Origin of the sequence: Vibrio sp. L3-7 (assembly GCF_963898195.1) — a bacterium.
Classification (GTDB): Bacteria; Pseudomonadota; Gammaproteobacteria; order Enterobacterales; family Vibrionaceae; genus Vibrio; species Vibrio echinoideorum.
In genome coordinates, this window is the sequence record NZ_CAWQUW010000003.1 from 206,206 (window position 1) to 228,150 (window position 21,945).

The 21,945-nt window shown below is 42.0% G+C and carries 16 protein-coding genes and 1 pseudogene; 6 read left to right on the plus strand and 11 right to left on the minus strand.

The genetic code is table 11. The features are described 5' to 3' along the window. Positions 1–191: 191 nt before the first annotated feature. Positions 192–2,381, minus strand: coding sequence for an immunoglobulin-like domain-containing protein (locus AACW75_RS04345; RefSeq protein WP_237297607.1), 2,190 nt, complete (start codon positions 2,379–2,381; stop codon positions 192–194). A 488-nt stretch (positions 2,382–2,869) separates the two neighbouring features. Beyond that, entirely contained in the window at positions 2,870–3,871 is a 1,002-nt protein-coding gene (locus tag AACW75_RS04350) for a DHH family phosphoesterase (RefSeq protein WP_237297608.1), read from the minus strand. Between the two features lie 414 nt (positions 3,872–4,285). Between AACW75_RS04350 and AACW75_RS04355 the strand changes: the two genes are divergently transcribed. Next, the gene (locus AACW75_RS04355) at positions 4,286–5,044 is read left to right on the plus strand and encodes an FCD domain-containing protein (RefSeq protein ID WP_145568311.1); all 759 of its coding nucleotides are present in this window, start codon (positions 4,286–4,288) and stop codon (positions 5,042–5,044) included. A 37-nt stretch (positions 5,045–5,081) separates the two neighbouring features. Here AACW75_RS04355 and AACW75_RS04360 read toward each other — a convergent pair whose 3' ends face one another. From AACW75_RS04360 to AACW75_RS04375, 4 genes are all read right to left on the minus strand, one after another. Next, entirely contained in the window at positions 5,082–7,361 is a 2,280-nt protein-coding gene (locus tag AACW75_RS04360; RefSeq protein WP_145568310.1) for a heparinase II/III domain-containing protein, read from the minus strand. An 11-nt stretch (positions 7,362–7,372) separates the two neighbouring features. Further along, complete coding sequence (locus AACW75_RS04365; protein WP_017075017.1) at positions 7,373–7,915, minus strand: acyltransferase; 543 nt, start codon at positions 7,913–7,915, stop codon at positions 7,373–7,375. Between the two features lie 142 nt (positions 7,916–8,057). After that, a complete protein-coding gene (uxuA, locus tag AACW75_RS04370) occupies positions 8,058–9,239 on the minus strand; it encodes a mannonate dehydratase (RefSeq protein ID WP_145568309.1) in 1,182 nt (393 codons plus the stop codon). Between the two features lie 66 nt (positions 9,240–9,305). Then, positions 9,306–11,078, minus strand: a complete 1,773-nt coding sequence (locus tag AACW75_RS04375) for a sodium:solute symporter family transporter (RefSeq protein ID WP_145568308.1) — start codon at positions 11,076–11,078, stop codon at positions 9,306–9,308. 223 nt (positions 11,079–11,301) lie between these two features. Between AACW75_RS04375 and AACW75_RS04380 the strand changes: the two genes are divergently transcribed. The 4 genes from AACW75_RS04380 (at position 11,302) to AACW75_RS04395 (ending at position 14,861) form a co-directional block, all read left to right on the plus strand. After that, entirely contained in the window at positions 11,302–12,756 is a 1,455-nt protein-coding gene (locus tag AACW75_RS04380) for a mannitol dehydrogenase family protein (protein ID WP_145568307.1), read from the plus strand. Positions 12,757–12,758: 2 nt separating this feature from the next. Then, positions 12,759–13,844 (plus strand): class I mannose-6-phosphate isomerase, encoded by a 1,086-nt coding sequence (locus tag AACW75_RS04385; RefSeq protein ID WP_145568306.1) that lies wholly within the window; start codon positions 12,759–12,761, stop codon positions 13,842–13,844. A 20-nt stretch (positions 13,845–13,864) separates the two neighbouring features. After that, positions 13,865–14,509 carry an HAD family hydrolase gene (locus AACW75_RS04390; RefSeq protein ID WP_102497870.1) on the plus strand — a complete coding sequence of 215 codons (645 nt, stop codon included), beginning with the start codon at positions 13,865–13,867 and terminating at the stop codon, positions 14,507–14,509. Positions 14,510–14,621: 112 nt separating this feature from the next. Next, a complete protein-coding gene (locus tag AACW75_RS04395; RefSeq protein WP_004733935.1) occupies positions 14,622–14,861 on the plus strand; it encodes a PAS factor family protein in 240 nt (79 codons plus the stop codon). A 140-nt stretch (positions 14,862–15,001) separates the two neighbouring features. Here the strand turns inward: AACW75_RS04395 and AACW75_RS04400 are convergent, their stop codons facing one another. From AACW75_RS04400 to AACW75_RS04415, 4 genes are all read right to left on the minus strand, one after another. Next, positions 15,002–16,726, minus strand: a complete 1,725-nt coding sequence (locus AACW75_RS04400) for a methyl-accepting chemotaxis protein (protein ID WP_029224161.1) — start codon at positions 16,724–16,726, stop codon at positions 15,002–15,004. Between the two features lie 636 nt (positions 16,727–17,362). Continuing rightward, complete coding sequence (locus AACW75_RS04405; protein ID WP_017070724.1) at positions 17,363–17,779, minus strand: MarR family winged helix-turn-helix transcriptional regulator; 417 nt, start codon at positions 17,777–17,779, stop codon at positions 17,363–17,365. Then, positions 17,757–18,755, minus strand: coding sequence for a CDF family Co(II)/Ni(II) efflux transporter DmeF (dmeF, locus tag AACW75_RS04410; RefSeq protein ID WP_145568305.1), 999 nt, complete (start codon positions 18,753–18,755; stop codon positions 17,757–17,759). The genes AACW75_RS04405 and dmeF overlap by 23 nt, the downstream gene beginning before the upstream one ends. 282 nt (positions 18,756–19,037) lie before the next feature. After that, positions 19,038–19,910, minus strand: coding sequence for a LysR family transcriptional regulator (locus AACW75_RS04415; protein WP_108194186.1), 873 nt, complete (start codon positions 19,908–19,910; stop codon positions 19,038–19,040). A gap of 214 nt (positions 19,911–20,124) precedes the next feature. Between AACW75_RS04415 and AACW75_RS04420 the strand changes: the two genes are divergently transcribed. Then, on the plus strand, positions 20,125–21,384 hold the full coding sequence (locus tag AACW75_RS04420; protein WP_145568304.1) for an adenylosuccinate synthase: 1,260 nt from the start codon (positions 20,125–20,127) through the stop codon (positions 21,382–21,384). Between the two features lie 91 nt (positions 21,385–21,475). On the opposite strand, the pseudogene AACW75_RS04425 reads toward AACW75_RS04420, so the two are convergent. Continuing rightward, a pseudogene (locus AACW75_RS04425) lies at positions 21,476–21,820 on the minus strand (diguanylate cyclase); the annotation flags it as partial. Between the last annotated feature and the right edge of the window lie 125 nt (positions 21,821–21,945).

The following is a 21,945-nucleotide window of genomic DNA, read 5'->3' on the forward strand; positions in this document are numbered from 1 at the left end:
TGCATTTGCCACATCATTAATACAATTGATAATCACTCTTATTTTGATCTATCGCAATATGCAGAGCAGAATTTAAGGTTAAGTCGATTTAAAAGCTCTAAGTGAGAAAGCTTTGAACATAAAAAAAGAGAAGCCAAATAGCCTCTCTTTAATCGTTTATTTTGTGTTTCTAGCGTCTAGCTATATTAAGCTTACAGTTTTGTCCAAGCATCTTGCCAGTATTGGCTGTCCGCTGGAGCGTAGGATGCGCTTGCACACCAAGCCGTGTATGGCCAAGGCTTACATTCGTATAAACCATTGTCACGGCCTACTACAATATCGCCCGCTGCGTAGTTTGTACCAGCTTCATACGGAGGGTAATCACCTGGAGGTGGAGTCGTTCCTCCACCGTCTTTCACAGTGAACGAATTGTTTAGCATCACTATTTCGCCGTCTGTTGCTGTGCCAACAACCTCAAGTGAATATTGACCTTCCGCCACATCGTGCAAGTCCATTGTGATTGAACGGCTGTCAGTTAGGCTTACTTTGGTTTGTTCAACCACGCTACCCGCACTGTTGAGCGCCTTCACAGTCACATCCATTGCTTCATTTGATGTCAGTGTCAGATCCAAACGTACATTGCCGTTATCTGGCGCATATTCTGACTGAAGGCCTGAAACTGCAAGCTCTAAGTCATCGCCCGGATCTGGGTTACCACCACATGAAGAGTCTGAAACTTTTCTCCAAACGCCCCACTCACCTGTTGTTCCCGGTTCTTCGCCACGAGTATACCAGCCAGCTCCCCACGTTGAACCGTCATGTGATACTTGGTCGCCTTCAACATAAACGGTGTCGGCATCCCATGCTGCTGCACAGTTAGAGCCATCAGTAACCGACACTTTACGCTCAGCAGTAACGGTTTGATTCGCGCTGTCTGTCACACTATACACAAGCGTGTAGTTGCCGATTTCATTCACATCAACACTTCCAGTGTGCGTGATAGTGCTTGTTAAATCGCCATCTTCCACATCATTGGCAGTCACACCTGCCATAGCATCAAACGCAGTACCCAACACAACAGTAGTGTCAGACACACCATTAAACACAGGCTTCTGGCTGTAAACCTCTACCGTTCTCGCTTTGGTTGTTTCGTTATTGTCGCTATCTTTCACACGATAAGTGAGAACATAAGTGCCAATAACCGCTGTTTCAACATATCCTTCAACATCGATTGAAGACGTTAAATCGCCATCTTCTTTATCTGTTGCCGTGACGCCTTCCATTGGGTCAAATGAAGTTCCATGAAGAACACGCGTATTTTCGATGCCTTTCAATACTGGCTCACCTTCAACCGGTGGTGGTGTCACTTGACCATGAACAAATGGGCCGTAATCTTTGATGAACTGTTCGTTGTATTGTTGACCGTTCTTATTGGTGCCCATGTCCCAGTTGATAGACCATGTCATCACGCCGCGCAAAGGTTGGCCTTGAATCGTTAAAGTCTCGAACGCATCGTATAAATCTTGAGGATCTTGCACGAAGCCCGTCGCTGCAGCATCAATACTTGAAGGAATACCAAACACTAGTTTGTCGTGTGGGATCTTATGGAAACCGCGAGTACCATTAATCAAAGAATCAGAAATGTAGTAGATGAATTCTTCTTTCAACTCATCATTATTTTGAGCAATCCAACCTACACCATCAACCCAGATACCATCGCCACCTTGGTTGTAAAACTGAGGGTTAATCCAATCGTAGTAACCTTCTAGATTGTCGATGTATGGGACATATTTGCCACCTGACGTTAAGTAAGGAAACTCAGGCGCCATGGTAATAAGGAAGTTTTTACCTTCAGTGCGGTAGTGATCTTTAACAAGCTTAAGCGCATCTGGAATCACGGTTTGATTGTTAGCCGCCGTTACTGCCGCTTGCTCTAGATCGATATCTAGGCCATCAAAACCGTAGCGTTCAGTTAGGCGAATGATCTCGTCAGCAAAGGCTCTTTCATCACCGGTTTCTAGTTCTACGTGTGCATCAGCACCACCCAGCGCTATCAGTACAGAACGGCCTTGCTTGTTGAGTTCTGAGATTTGGTCAATAAATTGTTGTTCTGACAGCCCAATGGTTGGGTCCAGTTTAAAAGTTGGGATTCGACCATCAGCCACATCGTAAACCTTCATGAATGACACATTCACGATGTTGTACATTGGGTTTACTTCATCCAATGTCACACAAGGCGCATTGCCACCTTGGTAACCACCACCGTCGCACCAGTTGTGCCAATAACCGACCACGACACCAGAATCTGGATTCGTCATATCTGAACCATTCGCATAAACAGCGCCAGACATTGCGGCCATGCCGACCGATACAGCTAATTGTAGAGCTTTACGTTTCAACATTAGTCCCACTTCCTTACTTAACAGCTGTGCCAATCACAACCGAACCAATTCATTGTAATCATGAATATTTATAGAGAAGTAATGGAATTTATAGGAAAAGATGACCTTTGATTTAACTTGTGATTTTAAGTCACAGATTGAATATCAGAATCAATATGATTTTGACTTTTCATTCAAAATAAAATGCTAAAAGCTGTTATTTTTGGCCGAACACATTGACCATGCAAATATTTAATCAACCTTAATTCACATAGATAATTAACCGAAAACATAAAAAATCACCAATAGGAAAAAACGAACTTTAAATCGACAAAAATCGATTCAAACACACCGTAATTACTGACCTCAGACCAGATACCATTGCGAGTGATATCACTAAAATAGCTTGGATATAGTCGTCATACATGTGCTAGAGATACACACGTATAACGGAATATAGGAGTGGAAAATTTGTGGAATTTTGTATGATCACCCCGACTATTTTTCAGTTAGCCTTTAACATCAGGTGAATAATAAGTATCAATAAATGAAATAAAATTCATCTTATTTTCTTCATTGAGTTGATTGATACCCGCTGCTGCTTTTCTTCCACCACCCGTATCAAAACTAGAACAAATTTCGTCTGCGCCTGTTCTGTTTGATAATGGTGCCCGTAAGCTCACCGTGTAAGACAAGCCATCTTGGTTTTTCGTTAATACTGCTTGCGCTCGGTTTGGATCTTGATTAACGATTTCATTACCAAATACACCACTGATGCGCCTTGCCCACGTCTCACCTGGCAGTTCAAACACACGTGCGACTTCACTTTCATAAACAGGAGCAAAGTTTGATAGCTGTTGGCGATCATTTTGATAAGCAGCTCGTAGTCGATAAAACACAGAGTTTTTTTTGTCATCTAAAAGGTCAAAAGGGTTCGGGTATTGATAAAGGGTTTTGTAGAGCTCAACTGGCGTGAAATGCAAATCACTGAGTGAAGAACCGTAACCATTGTAGTTAACCAAGGTACCTAGCTCTTCTAAAAACTCTGTTTGAGATTGATCGAATCCATTTTCATCCGCTAGCCGCGCGGCCACTGTTTTTAGGTTATCACCAAAAGCAGCCGCGATTGCCCAAGCCACATGCGCACCATTCAGCTTTTTATTTATCAATAAACTAGTGCAGCATTCGGGTGCGGTATTAATCAAAGTCTCGAGATACTTAGATTTCGGTACTTCTCCCGTGCGATGATGATCGCAATAAAATACATTGATGTTGGCGTCTAGCAATGAGTGCAATGCAGGTAGGTTCTTCTCCATCGACACATCTAAAACGGTAACGGATGAAACACCGCCTTGCTTACCCGGCTCCATAATTTGAGTAACAACTTGAGAAACCAACTTAATATCACGCTTTACACCGGTGATCAGTACACTTTCTTTCGGCTCGTTTAAGCGCAGTTGCAGTAAAGCGATGATGCCGTCTGCATCTCCATTGAATACGTCGTAGTGCATGTTGTTCCTTTTACTCTCAATCAGTTTAGGCTTGAAGTTTATATCTGTATTTTTACAAGCACCCTTGTTTATTATCAATATCAACTTGTTAGGTGATATAACTCTATTGAACATAGCGGTTATTCGCGGCTTGTGCTATTGATCAAAAACTCAAGATTATACGCAATACGCTTAATCTCACTTCAAAACTATGAGCGCGTTCCTCGTATGGCTTTTGAAAGTTTAATATCGAAGTTGATAACCTTTTGTTCATGTACATAAAAGCTACCACAACGAACCGTTACGCTTTGATACAATGAGAGCTGGATTAGTTAGGTTTTTACTCGAATTGACATTTATAAGCGTTTACAATGACTTTCGAGTTAGCGAAAACTTTCAATTCAAACCATAGATCCAAAGGTACACTGCATTTCCATGATCAACTTCGAACCCAAACGCCCTTATCAAACCCTCGGTCTTATCTTGAGAAAAGAACTATCTGATGGTCTTTACCCAATTGGAAGTCGTTTACCGCCCGAGCGAGATATTGCTGAGCGTCTATCCGTGAGCAGAGCCGTGGTTAGAGAAGCAATTATCATGCTGGAACTTGAGGGGCTCGTTGAAGTAAAGAAAGGCTCGGGAGTGTACATCGTTAACTTACCTACCACATCAACAGTGGCACAAAATGAAGATGTAGGCCCTTTTGAAATGCTTCAAGCAAGACAGTTATTGGAAAGCAGTATTGCTGAGTTTGCAGCAACACAAGCAACCCCTGCTGATATCGAAAAAATGCGTGAAGCTCTAGAAATTGAGCGCCGAGAAATTGAAAACAATGTCCAGAATCCGGTTGGTGACAGAATGTTCCATCAGTGTATTGCTGAAGCGACACAGAATTCTGTGCTGGTCGATATTCTAAAAGAATCGTGGGAACGTCGTGAGTCTAGCCCTATGTGGAAGGCACTTCATACACATATCGAGATCCAAGACTACAGAAAAGAGTGGCTAAATGATCATGCTGCTATTTTGCTAGCGATGAGACGCAAGAACCCAATAGAAGCCAAGCAAGCGATGTGGCAACATCTAGAACATGTGAAGATTAGGCTTTTAGAGCTTTCTGATTTTACCGACCCTAATTTTGATGGTTATCTGTTTAACTCCATTCCCGCTATCGCGACATCAAAAGACAATCTTTAGAAAATAGGTGACATAAAATACTTATGTCACCTGATTTTTACTGAGTGATCTCCTCACCAGTTTCTACATTAAACTTAAAAGACTGGCCCGCATGAGCAAGTATCAAAGTATTTTCGTCAGTTAACACGTAATCTATTGGTTGTTTTAAGCAACTCATAACGACTTGATGTCGCTGCTGTTCTTCTATGAACCACTCTAGATGTTTAATATCTTTCTGAGCGTCAGATTCAACATTCCCTTTGAAACCATCACCGTCATCAATTTCACTTGTTAACTTAACCACACAAGAAGGATCGCTCATCATTCCGAGATAATAAGTTTCTTGTTCATGGTGCAAATCAACACTCCCCCCCTTAATAACAACTTCGAGTGGGGTATGGGCTCGCCATTGCATCGATTTGGGTTCAGATAGCCTAATTTTGTCGACAATAACGACCCCGTTATCTGCAACTTGTATTATTGTTCGCACAAACGACTCGCAACTTTCATAAGAGTTCGCGAGGTCAATAACGACACATTGGAATTCGTTGCTATCAATTCGAGTGATTACTTCTGCTTGAGCTGTTGCACAATCTATCTTCTGGCCCTCACTCGCATAGGTAACGTTATCGTCTAAATTTACACCTCCAAATAAGGGTAAATTATGCGCCTGCGTAGTTCGAGTCCATAAACTATGATGTTTGCTACCAAACCTATAGCCATAACTGCCACTCGGAGTAAGAACGTTAACGCCATCATCGACTAGTGCAACATTCCCTTGATCAGCATGACGATGAGAACTATTGCCAAACTTACTTGCTCGGTAGTACACCGACATTTTACTGTGGGCAGTTTTACCTAACCCTGCGTATGAATAGTAAATGTTGTTCGACTCAGGGTTCACACAAAGAGCAGTCTCGTCAGAAGCAAGCGCCTCATTTAAAGCCATTAGCGTATTAGAAACTGTTGAATGTTGATCCGAGTTTTCAAATTGTAACTGCGGATACGTCGGTACTATATCTAATAAATGGAGCTTGTAAGTCTCAATATTGGACTCTAACTTCTTGGACTCTAATATCGACTTCGTACAACCATACCGTGGTGCATATATTCTGAGTGGATTTTGCGCAAAGAAACCAGGCCACTCTTTACCTTCTCTCTTACACCAGAAGCCATCACCAAAGGGATGAATTCGATCGTTATTCGCCACAAAGTCCAAAGCAAACTTAACGTAATTCTTATAAAACGGGTGATTATAGAAAGAAAAGCCACTTAAACGCTCAACCGACAAGAAAAACGGATGGTGCCACTTGGTATAGGAAGAAGAATAAAAAGGCCCCTCAACCCAACTGCCATCTTTTCCGCCATAGAAAGGCAACACACCTCGGTAAATCATTAAGGCGTAATTAAGCCAACGTTCACAAGTTTTAATTTCAAACTCTTTGTGTAACACAAGGGCAGCAACGCCTAAGTAAGCAGGCAAACGCGATGTGTGCGAATGTCCCGGGTACTGTTTGAATTTATCTTGCTCTAAGCGCTCTTCCATTTGATAGGCATATCGAACTAAGAGCGGCCTGACGAATGAACACTCGTCGGTCGTCAGCAATGGAGACAACCAATGATAGGCGAGATACAAATTCCGCGTCATTGACAGGCCAATTTCATCTCCCCATGTGCAAGGCCTTAACAGTGACGCCGGGCCTTCAGGGCTCCACTCGGATAAGCGCAATAAAATTTGGCATGCCTTATGTCCTGCCTCCTCATCACCCCACACCTTATATAGTAATGTTAGTGCGATAAGATCGCGATCAATCCAACGTCTTACGTTAGCGATAGCTGTACGCTTCCCTTCTTCATTACCGCGGCGATAATGATTAGAGTATAAAATGTCATCTATATCAGTTAGTTCAACACTATTGCGTAACTTGTCTCTTGCACTTAATGAAGCATTGCTGACTGCGTCAATATCTTCATCGAGATACATCATAAACTGGTCTTTATTAGTACACAGCGAGAATAATGACATAGCGTCCGGTGCTAAGTAGTCTTCTGACTCCGTCGTGATTTCAAAAACAATCCAATCAGATTTCGCTAAAGTATTGAGGCAAGTCACTCTCCAGCGATAGCTGCCTTGAGGTAACTGAAATGTCGGTTGTAAAGGAGACTGCACCGATTTCCAATCCCATGTTTGCTCACCGTCTTTGTCTTCGAGTTCGATGTTATACGCAGAACCATACTCTCCTTGAGGCCAATTGAAACTCGGGGGATTGACTGAGGAAATTTCGTTACAAGGCGACAAAAAAACTTGGAAATCATGCGTTCTTTCTAGTTGTAGCATGTGTTACTCCTCTATTTCGACCAATGATATTGCCCTGTCTCTGCATCAATATGACCAATTTGCTTCGCTGGGGTCCCTGCAAAAATCGAATATGGAGGCACATTGGATGTCACTACCGAATTAGCACAAATCAGTGAACATTTTCCGATGTTCACTCCTGGAGTGACAACAACACCAGATGTCAGCCAAACACCCTTTGCGATTGTGACCTTTCCGCTTTCCAAATCACTACGATCACTAAAGCTCTCTGTAGTCGGGTCAAATACATGATTAGACGCAACGACAGAAACATGTGGCCCTACCAAAACGTCTTCACCAACCTCCACATCACCATTGATGTAACTGTATAGGCCTATATAACTTCGTGTTCCGATTTGGTTTTCACCAATGCGAACGATAGCTCCTGGAGCAATTCGAACATTATTGTTGGTGAAGCCTAATATTTTAGCTCTCGACTCGTCATCATGTTTATTATTACTTTGTGTTGTATATAGGGTGAATTTTCTAAATTCCTCATCCGAAAGTTCACCGCCAAATTTTTGTTGAACCGACACATCATCACCTATAAATAAAGGGAAGTAACAGTAACGACTTCCCTTATTGATTATCAATATTTTCACTGACACTAAATAAGCTAAGCCGATAATATCCCTGGGTTAGCTTAATTTCAAAACCCAATATCGAATTGAAAACACATTAATTAAAATGAGACCGAGTCAATGCATACTCGACACCACGAATCTCAGCTAAGCCTTTTAAACGGCCTATGCAAGAATACCCTGGGTTTGTTTTTTTATTTAAGTCGTCAATAATTTGGTGACCATGATCAGGCCGCATTGGAATTAAATCACTTTGTCCATTATTAGTACGACGATTTTCTTCTTTAAGAAGTGCAAATATCACTTCATACATATCAACATCACCATTGAGATGAGCTGCTTCATGGAAGTTGCCGGGTTCTTCTTCGCGCTTTGTTGAACGTAGATGCGTGAAATAAATTCGATCACCAAAAGTTTCAATCATCTTCACAAGATCGTTATCGTCTCGCACACCATAAGACCCGGTACACATAGTAATACCGTTCATTTTGCTCGATACACGATGCGTCAAGAATTCGATATCTTCAATCGTAGATACCACTCGCGGTAAACCAAGAATTGGGCGTGGTGGATCATCAGGGTGAATCGCCAACTTCACGCCATATTCTTCACACACTGGGGTAATTTCGTTTAGGAAGTAAACTAAATGTTCACGTAACTTATTGCCATCAATGTGTTGGTACTGATCCAATTGCTCTCTAAACTGCTGAAGAGTATAGCCTTCTTCCGCGCCTGGTAGACCAGCAATGATATTCGATGTTAGCTGTGCAATTTTGTCATCAGGCATGTTAGAAAAACGAGTTCGAGCAAGTGCAATGTCTTCTTTTGAATACTCTTCATGTGCACCTTCTCGTTCTAGTATGCATAGCTCAAAAACAGCAAAGTCAATATGGTCAAACCTTAATGCTTTTGAGCCATCTGGGAGTACATACTCTAAATCTGTTCTCGTCCAATCAAGAACTGGCATAAAGTTATAGCAAACTGTATCAACTCCGCATTCAGATAAATTGATAATAGATTGCTTATAGTGCTCTATCCATTGAATGAAGTTTCCAGTTTGAGTCTTGATCTCTTCATGAACAGGGATACTTTCGACGACTTCCCATGTAAGTGAATTTTCTTCTATTAACTTTTTACGTTCTAGTATTTCTTCTTTAGGCCATATTTCACCATTCTTAATATGATGTAATGCCGTTACGATTCCTATTGCCCCAGCCTGACGAATATCATTAAGCGTTACAATATCATTTGGACCATACCATCGCCAAGTTTGCTTCATAAGTTATTACCTATTATTAATTTTTTGATGAAGCCTTATTAAGGCTTCATCTGATATTTTATTTAATTAGACAGTGTAAGCTTTTAGTTTTACATCATTTAACTTACCAGCTCGTAATAATAGCCAAGATATAAACCCGACAATCGCTGCCATTAATACAAATAACATTCTTCCCCACATAGGGTTTGGTATCAGCGTTAATAGAAGAAGCGCTGCACTTGTCGCCAATAACACTCGACCAAGTAAGATGTACTGTTGTCTATCAGCTTCGAAGCTTTGAGGCGAATCTTCGACAATTACTGGAGTTTCTGCGTTACTAAAGAACTCTGCGATTTCTTCAGCACGCTTACCTGTTGGCTCTTTATAGAAAAGTTGAGTCAGCAAGAAGAAACCACCTGTGATAATAATGTGCCCTGTTACGCCCATGGTTATCGATTTCATTTCAGCGAATTCACGACTAGACAATGGTTCAGATAAATTAAACAAGCTTTCGATCATTGGTGCATTTGTTGAAGCAATAACGGCTGAAACACAAGCGCCTACGGCAATGGTTGCCCAACATGACCAATCTGGAGTCTTCTTGATAAAGAAACAAAGCAGTGAAGGAATAAGCACAGGGAACGCGACAAGCGTACTCACCATCATAAGTGCATCAAATAGACCAAAATCTTGCAGTTTGCTCATGAACAAGCCACAAACAATAATCAACAAGCCGAATACCACGGTAGAAACTTTACTTGCAAACAAGATCGATTTATCCGATTTGTCTTTTGCCATGTAAGGTTCATAAACGTTTTTAATGAATATGCCAGCATTTCTATTTAATGCAGAGTCCATTGACGACATGGTTGCAGCGAACATAGCTGACATCATTAAGCCAACCATGCCAACAGGCATTTCATTACGAACAAAGACAAAATAAGTGGCATTAGAAATGTCTTTGCCTAGAACATCGAGGCCCCATGTAGACATGTCTGGATAGTTTCCGCTTACATACCAAGCAGGGAGGAACCAAATGAAAGGTCCAAACGCCATTAGACAACACGCTAGGATTGCAGCTTTACGTGCGTTGTTAGTATCTTTTGCTGCAATATAGCGGTAAGAATCAATCATATTGTTTGTACTGAAGAACTGTTTGATGAAAATACAGATAAACCAGCCAACAAATAAATAGGTATAGCTATACCCTTCTCCAACAAACGCTTGATCAGGCAAACCTGCTTCTAGTATTGGTGTTACACCACCAGATTTGTATATCGCTACGATTGTCGCTATGAAGGTAACAACAGTAATAATGATCATCTGTATAAAATCTGAAGCAACTACAGCCCAACTTCCCCCGACCAAAGACATAAGAAGTACAACCATACCCGCAGCAACTATCGTTGTTTCAATCGGGATATTGAATACCGCACTTGCAAAGATCGCTAATGCATTAAGCCATAGCGCAGCCTGAAGTACACTCGACGGTACCGTCGCCCACGTTACAACTTGCTCACTAACAGGACCAAAACGTTTGCGAATGCCTTGGATTGGGCTGATAACTCGCATCTGTCGAGCTCTTGCAGCAAAGAATAAGTAGTTACAAAAGTAACCGAGAGCATTCGCAAAAAAGATAACAGAGATGGATAAGCCAACATCAAGAGCTTTTCCCATTACGCCAGTAAACGTCATAGCACTCAGTGCTTGAAGAAATGCTGTGGACCCAACCATCCACCACAACATTTTGCCTCCCCCCCTAAAGTAATCACTTGTCGATGACGTTGCTGATCGAAACATCCAACCTACTCCGAGGAGGAAAACGAAGTAGCCTATAACTATAAGTATATCGATATTCATAATGAGCCCTAACCGTGATATTTAAAAACTAAACACCTTTCGCTTTCTTTTATATCGCCCCTAGATATTGGCTGTCAAAATTGGTCTACCAATTGGTTGACGCTTCTCACAAAAAAATAAATCTCTGATGATATGCCGTTTAAATAATACAAATGAATGTTACTCTCTAATGGTAATTTTTATAGCCGTCTGATTTTAAAAATTGGAGCAAGAGTGCGGGAATATGAATAAAAATGTTTTAAATCAACACTTAAAAGAAGAACAGAGAATTATTCACATTGGCTTAGGGGCTTTTCATCGAGCTCATCAAGCTTTATATACAAGCGAATTGTTAGACAATAAAAAGTCTAACTGGACGATCTGTTCCATTAACTTATTTGGTTCACAATCGCTTATTCAGCAGTTAAGAGAGCAAGGTCATTGCTACACTGTTTTGGAGAGAGGTGCGACAAGCGAACAAATAAAAATATCAAAGGCAATCACTCAATCCTTACATCCAGATCTAGACGGTCAGTCGAGTATCATCGAAAAAATTGCGAATCCAAACGTTCGTATAGTCTCAATGACTATCACAGAAAAAGGCTATTGCATTGAACCAAGTACTGGTTGTCTTGATGTTAACAATCGTCTTATCCAGCTCGATCTCGACTCACCTTCTCGTCCAGTATCCGCCATCGGTTATATCGTTGAAGGTTTAAGACTCAGAAAAGAAAGGAATATTAACGCGTTCACCGTATTGTCTTGCGACAATATTCAAAACAATGGAGAAGTAGCGAAGTCGGCTATTCTTAGTTTTGCAAAATTGGTCGACTTGGAGTTGTATTCTTGGATAGAGGCTAATGTCACATTCCCAAACACTATGGTTGACCGTATTGTTCCAGCGGCGAGCAAAGAAAGCTTATCTTATATAGAAACAGCTATCGGCTACTCGGATCCATGTGCCATCACTTGTGAACCTTTTCGACAATGGGTAATAGAAGATAAGTTTACAATTGGTCGACCAAATTGGGATGAAATGGGCGCGCAATTTGTCGATGATGTCATACCTTTTGAAGAGATGAAGCTACGCATGCTAAATGGTAGTCACTCACTTCTTGCGTACTTGGGGTACTTGAGTGGTTATAAGTATGTGTCAGAAGCGATTTCAGACCCATATTTTAAGAAGGTGATCCTAGACTTCATGATGAATGAGCAAGCGCCTTCATTGTCGTTACCAAAGGAAACTGACATTGCAGCTTACGCAGATTCGCTGATTGAACGTTTCTCTAACCCAAATTTAAAGCATCTTACCTCTCAGATAGCAATGGATGGAAGTCAGAAATTACCACCACGATTTTGTGAATCTCTCAAATATAACCGTGAAAATGCTGTTCAAACAACTTGGTTAGAGTTGGGCATTGCAGGGTGGATGGCTTATGTGATTGGCACGGATGACAACGGCGATACTATCGAGGTTCATGATCCAATGGCTGGCGTGTTCAAGCAAATCAAACAAGAAAGTAAAACGCCTAGTGAAGCTGTCGTTTCTTTATTAAGCATTGATAGTATTTTTGAATCTAGCCTTCTTGCAGATGTCGAATTCGTAAATAAGATAGTCGACTTTTTCGAACGTATTCAAGAGGTTGGTGCAATGAAAACTTTACATAACTTAACAAAAACACTGAACTTAAAGGGCTAGGCATGGAATACAAAAATAAGTTAATTCGATTTGGTCAAAACCGCGTTTGGCGCTCTTACAGTGGTGGTAAGGTTTTAGACCAAATTAATAACGAAAGCGTTCCGGTCGACTCTCATTTTCCTGAAGACTGGATTGCATCGGTCACTAAAGCCGTTAATCCAGGTCGAGAAACAATCAGTGAAGGTCAATCAACTGCGATTATCGGCGATCACTCACTCGATTTCGCCGAATTATTAGATCTAGATCCTGAGTATTTTTTAGGTAAAGAGCACTTCAGTAGATTCGGCCCTAACCCTATGGTTTTGATTAAGTTTCTAGATTCTTCAATTCGCTTACATTTCCAAGCACACCCAACCAGAGAGTTTGCCCAAAAGCACCTAGATTCAAATTCAGGTAAAGCTGAAGCCTACTATATTTTACAAGTTCGTGAAGAAATTGATGATCCTTATATTTATCTCGGATTTCAGACGCCTCCGACTAAAGAAACGTTGAAAGAGATCATTGTTAAACAAGACATCAACCGACTGAAAACTTGCTTCGAAAAAATCAAAGTCTCTCCTGGAGAGTGTTACTTTATTCCAGGAGGAATGCCTCACGCGATAGGCGAAGGCATTCTAATGATTGAGATAATGGAACCATCGGACTGGGCTGTTCGATTTGAGTTTGAACGAGCCGGTTATACACTTCCTGAAGAAGCTCGCTACATGAAGCGAGATTTGGACTTTTGCCTTGATGTTTTTGACTATTCAGAGAAGTCGGTTGAAGCGGTGGCAACTCAGAACAAAAAAACACCTCGACTATTAACAACTTATGTTGACGGTTCGGTAAAAGAGTCTCTCATTGATGACAAAACAACCGACAGATATCGAGTTTGTCGCACCAAAGTCATTAACAGCATCACCAAATCTGAGACCGATTTTTATGTCGGTGTTATTGCTGCTGGCAGTTGCACGATTAAATTAGACGAAGAAATTTTAGTACTCGATAAGTACGATAAATTTTTCTGTCCGGCTAGCATAGAAAATATAACGATAGAAACAGACGATGGCGTCGAGATTATTGAATGCTACCCACCATTAACGAATTAATCATGAGTTAACGTATTGAAATGGAATCAATAAACCTTTATTACGACGCCTTTATCTTTGATATGGATGGAACATTAGTAAACTCCGAGCCGCTCAAAGGCCAAGCATTAGCGCTGACCTGTAAAGACTATGGTTCCATCGTTGACTACTGCATTTATCAGCATGTCATGGGTATGAAATGGGAAAATGTCGTTCAGTATTTTTTCAAAATTGGAGGGATTGAGCCAGATGTACAAGAGTTTAACGATAAATTTAAGGAACATTATCAATCACTCCTTTCACACAAATTGTCTATCAACAAAGGTGTTGTTGAACTTCTAAAACAATTAAAATCTTCTGGGAAGCAATGTGCGGTTGTAACCTCAGCGCAACAGTGGATGGCTAACCAAATACTGAAAGATTGTAAACTTGAACACTTGTTTGATCTGGTCATCGCTAAAGAGGATGTTTCAATGCATAAGCCAGATCCGGAAGCTTATTTGTTGGCGCTATCTAGATTAAATGTCACCGCAGATAAAGCTATTATCTTTGAAGACTCGGCACCAGGACTTCAGGCTGGTTTAGCTAGCGGTTGTGAAGTCATTGCCTTTCAACATTCTTTCAATATAAACAATGATTTTTCAAGGGCGTTAGAAATCATTGATGATTTCTCAGTTGTCAGTTAAGACCAAAATTCTCACCCTAAGTTCATTTGACTTATTGTATGACATATATCACAGAAACTTGTACCCAAATGATATTAAAATAGAATTCCCCCACTCAAAGATAAAGCGCCATATGAACACTACCACCACTCTTGTTTATGACACTTTGAAAAGCCTTGCTGCTCACGCTCCTGAGCAACATGCCGAGATTAGACAGCGGTTATATGAGCAGTTGAGCCTGCCATTTAACAAGCAGCTCTCGTTATACGCTAATGTGCTTGGTCCTATCAGCTCAGGTAAGTTAGCGGGATGCGACAATATTGATAAAGCGGTTGAGCTGGCACTGGATGTGCTGGAAGGCCGAAATAAGTAATTCCCCTTTAAATACGTAATATAACGGCCCAGATCTTCCCCCAGATCGGGCCGTTTTTATTCTCGTCATTTATCTAGTTGAATTTTAGGCACAAAAAAGCGCAGATGATCCACGCCTTTGGTTTAGTTTATTCTAAATGTTTAAGAAGTCTTGAACTGCGCCACCGCTTTATCCATCTCATGGGCTTGCTCTGCGACTTTATCCACTTCAACTAAACAATGTTGCGCCGAAGCGTTGTTATCACTTGAGATGGTGTTTAACTCGGTGATTGAGTCACTCACTTGTGCCATAACAGCACCCTGCTCTTCAATCGCTGATGCAATACGCTCAGAGTTACCTTGGATGCTTTCCATGTCGCTTAAGATAAGCTGCAGGCTAGCATCGAGCTCTTCCGAATCTTTCAGAGTCAGTTGGCCTTGTTGGTTACATTCACCAATCTCGGTCATAGAAGCGTTCATTTGACTTTGAATTGCCGTTACTACACTGGTAATTTCAGTCGTTGATTGGTGCGTTCTGCTTGCAAGAGCACGAACTTCATCGGCAACCACGGCAAAGCCTCGGCCTTGTTCACCGGCACGTGCTGCCTCAATGGCTGCGTTCAGTGCCAACAAGTTGGTTTGTTCTGCAATGCCTTGGATGATGTTTACCGCATCGCCAATTTGATCCACATGATGGTTCAATGAGCTGATCGAATCTTGGCTGCTAGAAAGGCGTTCAGACAACTGAGTAATGTTGCTGATCGTATCAACCACCACTTCACGGCCTTTATCGGCATTCACTTTTGCTTGATGAACACCTTCAGCCGCAACTGATGTGCTTTCTGAGATTTCACCTATTGTGAGTACCATCTCTTGCACTGACGTTGTCATTGTAGAGGTATGATTTGCTTGAACTTCAAACTGTTTGATGACTGACTCTAGCTCGTCATGCATGTTCGACGTGCTTTGTGTCAGTTGCAGTGATTTAGATTGGGAGGCAGCGATAAGGCCTTCAAGTTGATCAAGCAATTGGTTGAAGTATTGGCCTAGCGTGCTGAGTTCATCTTTACCATCTAGGTGAGAACGAATAGACACGTCGTTAGAATCAACGATGTTGCGAATCACCGAGAGTAATGACTCAATCTTGCCGATAATAGAACGGACAATTAACCAACTGAACAGAATGATCGACACGAGTAGCGTGACGCAAAGGATGTTGTTGATCAGCGATAGTTTGTCCATCTCTTGCTGCGTTTGTTGGTCTAGCACCGCGGAGAACTCTTTAAATTGAGTTTCGATAGCATGAGAACCCGAGCGAGCTTGCCCAAGCAGACCTTCGTTGTGCTTCAAGCCAATCACTCGCTTCTGTTCAACCACTTGACGTGCAGCATCTATCAAAGCAGTTGAGCTTCCAACATTAGAAGTAATAGAAAGAACACTCGGATCGAACTCACCCTTTTCAATTAAGTCATTGAACAGGTAAAGCTCGATTTTTTGTTCAGCACTGGCTGTCGCGCTGATGTTATCGAGTAAAACATGAAACTCGCCTAGCATGCCTTTGTCGCGTGCTAGCCCATAGACTTCGCTCGCTTTAACTAGGTTAACAAAGCTGGTGTGGTAAGTTTCGATGTCTTCACGTAGGTGTGTGCTGTTGGCTAAGCCTAAATCACTGAGCACTGTATCTAGCTCAGATTCAGACGCTAAGAATTTGTTGTAGTTTACGTCGAACTTGGCGAGGTACTTCATATCACTACGTAATAGGAAATCTTTCTCGTTACGGCGAAGATTGAGTAGTCGCACTTCAAGTTCTTTGGTGATTTGTTTGGCTTCGCTCATTTGAGCGGTGGTGTCTGCAAATTGCGATGTGGTAAACAACAATGAAATCATGCCGAAGATGGAGAACATCCCCAACGAATAGAGCTTTTTCTTTATATTCATATACGTGGCTCGTCTTTACTAAATTAACTATGAGTATCTAATTGATCGCATCGAAGCATGGAATACAACTCGTGCGACCTGGTTATTGTTATGGTTATGGTTATGGTTATGGTTTTTGTATCAGTAATGAGCACTAAATCTAGCGACTGTTCAGCCCACCAGCAGTGACATTCTCAATGGCATTCAAACAGAGAATGAATCTTTTCACTAAAGATAAAAGCATCAATAACACAAATTGAATACATGTACATTAGTTGAATGATAAAAGTGAGAGACAGCTATTTGACGGAACATAAATGGCTTGAATGTCATGGTATACAAGGCATTGAATTAAAAGACTTTGACGCACATTTGGATGCATTATTTATGCATGACATTTTTTTGGCTCTCCAGAAGAGCACGAGCGAAGCGCAATAGTGGAGGTTTTGACTTGGTTTTTAAACAATGAATCCGTCTATTGATGATTGTACGGTAGAGCGTAAACGGTGAAAAAAATGGACCTACTTAATTCGAGTCAGGTCCATTTTTTGATTGTCTAGTCAATTGCTTTGCTACTAAAGAGTTAGGGTGCGAACTCAAGGCTGACTAAAACGCTTTCACCATCTTGGTTAGGCACTTCAATAACACCGCTTTCTCATCTTCTTCGATGTCTTGTGTTAGTCCATTAACCAAATTCAAGTGAAGCTGATTGTGGTGAACGTGTATCTTCTGCCCTTCATCAGTCAAAGCAACCACAATCGCACGACGATCTGTTGGGTGTTCATGGCGCTCAATCAATTCAGCTTTAACCAACTTTTCGATTTGAACGGTAAGCGTACCCGTGGTGATACCCAACTTTTCAGCGAGCTCTTTCATTCTTAACGCGCCATGCATACCAAGCACTTCAATGGTGTGAACTTGAGCAAGGGAATAACCTGTCTCTTTGACAACAGACTGCTCCCACGAAGACATTTTATCGTAGAACTCAGTCAGTATTTGGTTAAGCTGTTCTATATTTCGCATGGTCGTTTGAATGCACTTCAAGAGTAAGATGATTAATCTTATCAAACTTGGCGAGCATTTGTTTATATTCAGAGACGGTTTTATCACTGTTTGATTCAAGAGTAATCGCTGCTGAATAGTGATGCCCACTCACCTTCCACATATGGAAATCGGTGACCGACGCATAAGGCATTAAGGTTTCAGTCACTGAGTCACGATAATCTTGGTCGATATTCTCATCCAGCAGGATTGGGCTGGTTTGTTTCATAAGGTTCATCGTCCACTTAGCAATGACAAATGCGCCAACCATACCCATTGCCGCATCTAACCAGTTCCAACCGTAAAACTTACCGAATAGCAGCGCAACAATCGCAAGCAGAGACGTCAGAGTATCCGCCAACACATGCATGTAGGCTGCGCGTAGGTTGTGGTCATGATGGTGCTCACCATGTTTATGACCATGGTCGCTGTCGTGATCATGACTATGTGAATGACCGTGCGAATGGCCATGGTTCTTACTATGATCATGGCCATGCTCGTGTCCGTGATCATGATGGTGATCGCCGAGTAAAAACATACTCACTACATTCACGGTTAAACCAATACAAGCAACGATGATCGCTTCATTGAACTGAATTGCTTGTGGGTTAAACAAGCGATGTACCGATTCCACCAGCATCAACAATGCCACAATCCCCAATGCAATCGCGCTGGTGTAGCCCCCTAGCACACTAACTTTGCCAGTACCGAAAGAGAAACGTTCGCTCTCGGCATGTTTCTTCGCATATCGGTATGCGAATAAGGTGATGCCAAACGCTGCAGCGTGCGTCCCCATGTGCCAACCATCGGCAAGTAACGCCATAGAGCCGTAAATAGTACCGGCAACGATCTCGACAACCATGGTGATGATAGTTAACAAGAGAACGTAGAAAGTACGCTTTTCACCTTGGCTGTTATGTGAAGAAAAGTTGTGTTGGTGACGTGTTGGAAAGCTCAAAATGGCGTCCTTAGCTGGTGTGTTCAATGTTAGGAGTCATTACTGATTAATCTTGATCAAAAAAGTGCTTTGACTCACAAGTAGTTTGAGTATCAAATCAATAAATGAAATTTAGTTTGATTATCAAACATTGTCAACGATGAATTTTAAGGCTCTGATTTGGGAGAGTAATAATTTATAGGGAGATCTAATTAGCTCGACAGCCTATTAGGTGGAGAAACAGCTGCGCTTTGCAGACACAAAAAAGCCCACGCGAGGTGGGCTTAGATAGATCAGATGGAGTTATTGGTTTTGCAACAGAGTAATCTCATCATTCACCCAACCTAACAACTGCTTGGTGGCTTTCGACAACACTTGGTTCTGCCGAACAATATAACCGAGGCTGGTGCTCGAGAAGTTGGTCAACGGTGTCACTTTCGAATGCAGATACTGCTTGGTGGATACCGCAAACTCAGGCACGATAGCCACACCAAAACCGGCTTCTGCCCAATCGATTTGAGCGTCGACACTCCCTACTTCCATCACCCTATAATTAGGCAGATTAAGGCTTGGTAAACCTTCATCAATGAAGTCACGCGTTCTCGTATCATGGCCAAGTAGAATCAAAGTGAGCTCTACATCAGAGTCTTGGATATCAAACCCATCGCCAAGCGCACACCAAGAAAGCTCTTGTAGCTTAGTGAAATACAATGACTCGTTGTGCTGTTCTTTGGCGATAACAAAACCAATATCCGCTTGAGCATTTTTAACTAAACTCGATGCCTGAGATGAGGTGGTATTCAACAAGGTAAGGTCAATACCCGGATACTGCGCTTTGAACTTTTGGAAAGGACGAATCAACAAGAATCGGGAAATAATGTCACTTACGGCAATGGTTAACGTCCCTATTTTAAGGTCGTTAATGGCGTTGAGATCGGCCTGACAAATCTGCAGTTCGAGCAACGTTCTTTGGCTTGTTTCCAATAGCCGTTCACCCGCTTGAGTCAATTGAAAAGGGCTTCTCTCTATCAACTTAATGCGTGTTTGTTGTTCCAGTTGTTTTAGGTGCAAACTCACATTGGGTTGTGTCATATGCAGTGCATTGGCCGCTTTCCCAAAATGCTTATATTCCGCTAGCGTCACAAACGTCTTCAACAAATTAATATCGAGCATCATGTCCTCTCTCTCGTGTCACTAATATCATTCCCTAAAAGTAAAGAATGCCCCATCGTCATTCCATACAGTGAGGAACGAACGCAATAGGGAATCTCGCTTGTAGGTTAAGACTTTAAGGATATATGAAATCCTTATCAAGATAATAAAGATAATTAATTTCTCTTATCCACTTTGTAGGCCTAACATGATTTCTCAATCAGTCAGGAGAAAAATTATGCCATCTATCGTTGTTGTGGGCGCAAACTGGGGTGATGAAGGCAAAGGCCGCATCGTCGATTTTTTAGCAGACCAAGCTTCTGCTAGCATTCGTTTTCAAGGCGGAAACAATGCAGGCCATACCGTAGTAAACGACTTCGGTACATTCAAACTGCACCAACTACCTAGTGGTATTTTTAATCCTGATTGTACGGCGGTTCTTGGCCCAGGCATGGTGATCAGCCCTGCTGCGCTAACTCAAGAAATTGCAGAAGTTCAAGAGGCTGGCATCAAAGTGAAAATGGCGATCTCCGATCGTGCGACACTGTGTCTCCCTTTACACGCCCTTGAAGATACCCTTGAAGAAGAGCGTTTGGGTGACGGCGCTTACGGCTCAACACGTCAAGGTATTGCACCAGCATACGGCGATCGCGTGATGAAGAAAGGCATTCTTGTCGGTTGGTTGAATCAACCTGAGATTTTAGAGCAGCGTATTCAATTCCTGCTTGATTGGAAGATGCCTCAGCTTAAAGCGCTATACCCTCAATGTGACTTCTCCCAGACTGCTTCTGAAATGACAGAATGGCTACTTGAAGTAACTAAAACGTGGCGCCCGTTCATCTGCAACGTAACTGAGCCGCTAAAAGCACTGCAATCACAAGACGCGAACCTACTGTTTGAAGCTCAGCTAGGTGCAGGTCGTGACCTTGTCTACGGTGAATACCCTTGGACAACGTCTTCGAATGTAACTGCAGCTTATGCAGGCATTGGTAGCGGTTTACCTGCCCTTCGCCCTGAGCGTGTTATTGCTGTTGCTAAATCTTTCAGCTCGTCTGTTGGTACTGGCACGCTAGTAACAGCAATGGAAGAGCAAGACAGCTTCCGCGAAAGCTCTAACGAATACGGCGCAACTACGGGTCGCCCACGTGATATGGGTTACTTTGATGCAGTAGCAACTCGCAACGGTGTTGACCTGCAAGCTGCAACGGAAATCGCACTGACTAAGATTGATTGCCTGTCTGGTTTGTCTGAACTTAAGATCTGTACGGCTTACTCTGGTGAACACACTGAAAACCCGATTTGGCCACAAACGGCTGAGCTAAAACCTGTATATGAAGATATGGCTGGCTGGGATGAAGACATCACGGGTTGCCGCACGTTTGAGAGCCTTCCTCAAGCAGCACAAGATTACGTTACACGTATCGAAGAGCTGATGGGTGTACCAATTGTGATGGTATCGGTAGGTCCTGAGCGCGAGCAAATGATCATTCGAGCTTAGTTGAGAAGACTACTACATCTACATCTACATCTACATCTACATCTACATCTAAGCCCACACTAGTGGGCTTTTTTACGCCTGTCACGAACATCTAAATCTTGTTTTTCTTATTGAGGTACATGTTTTCATCGGAAGACTTTATTAGATTTATGATGTTGAAACTTCGGGAATCCGCCGTACCACAACCATATGAAAAACCGAGTGGCACCTCATCATCACAACGAAAGCTTTCAATGAAGTCATAAAATTCAGCGTGAATTTTATTGATCAACTCAGAAGCATAACCAGCCTCTTCTGAATGTATGACGACAATGAACTCATCACCACCGACCCTAGCCGATATGATGTTGTACTTTGCATTGTTTTTTATGCATGACGCAAAGCCAGAGATATAATCATCACCTTTGAAGTGACCATAGGTATCATTGATGTACGGCTTTGTTGCGTAATTAAATTTAGAGATAGAGCCACCCCGTTTCGCGTATTTCTTAGTCAATACGACAAGTTTCAGGCATACCTAACCCAATAAGCTTGTTCAACGCTTTTATCATCGCGTAAGTT

Bases quoted from the DNA above. Each gene is read 5' to 3' on its own strand.
- AACW75_RS04345 (WP_237297607.1), bottom strand. From the start codon at position 2,381: ATGTTGAAACGTAAAGCTCTACAATTAGCTGTATCGGTCGGCATGGCC.
- AACW75_RS04350 (WP_237297608.1), bottom strand. From the start codon at position 3,871: ATGCACTACGACGTATTCAATGGAGATGCAGACGGCATCATCGCTTTA.
- AACW75_RS04355 (WP_145568311.1), top strand. From the start codon at position 4,286: ATGATCAACTTCGAACCCAAACGCCCTTATCAAACCCTCGGTCTTATC.
- AACW75_RS04360 (WP_145568310.1), bottom strand. From the start codon at position 7,361: ATGCTACAACTAGAAAGAACGCATGATTTCCAAGTTTTTTTGTCGCCT.
- uxuA (WP_145568309.1), bottom strand. From the start codon at position 9,239: ATGAAGCAAACTTGGCGATGGTATGGTCCAAATGATATTGTAACGCTT.
- AACW75_RS04375 (WP_145568308.1), bottom strand. From the start codon at position 11,078: ATGAATATCGATATACTTATAGTTATAGGCTACTTCGTTTTCCTCCTC.
- AACW75_RS04380 (WP_145568307.1), top strand. From the start codon at position 11,302: ATGAATAAAAATGTTTTAAATCAACACTTAAAAGAAGAACAGAGAATT.
- AACW75_RS04385 (WP_145568306.1), top strand. From the start codon at position 12,759: ATGGAATACAAAAATAAGTTAATTCGATTTGGTCAAAACCGCGTTTGG.
- AACW75_RS04390 (WP_102497870.1), top strand. From the start codon at position 13,865: ATGGAATCAATAAACCTTTATTACGACGCCTTTATCTTTGATATGGAT.
- AACW75_RS04395 (WP_004733935.1), top strand. From the start codon at position 14,622: ATGAACACTACCACCACTCTTGTTTATGACACTTTGAAAAGCCTTGCT.
- AACW75_RS04400 (WP_029224161.1), bottom strand. From the start codon at position 16,726: ATGATTTCATTGTTGTTTACCACATCGCAATTTGCAGACACCACCGCT.
- AACW75_RS04405 (WP_017070724.1), bottom strand. From the start codon at position 17,779: ATGCGAAATATAGAACAGCTTAACCAAATACTGACTGAGTTCTACGAT.
- AACW75_RS04415 (WP_108194186.1), bottom strand. From the start codon at position 19,910: ATGATGCTCGATATTAATTTGTTGAAGACGTTTGTGACGCTAGCGGAA.
- AACW75_RS04420 (WP_145568304.1), top strand. From the start codon at position 20,125: ATGCCATCTATCGTTGTTGTGGGCGCAAACTGGGGTGATGAAGGCAAA.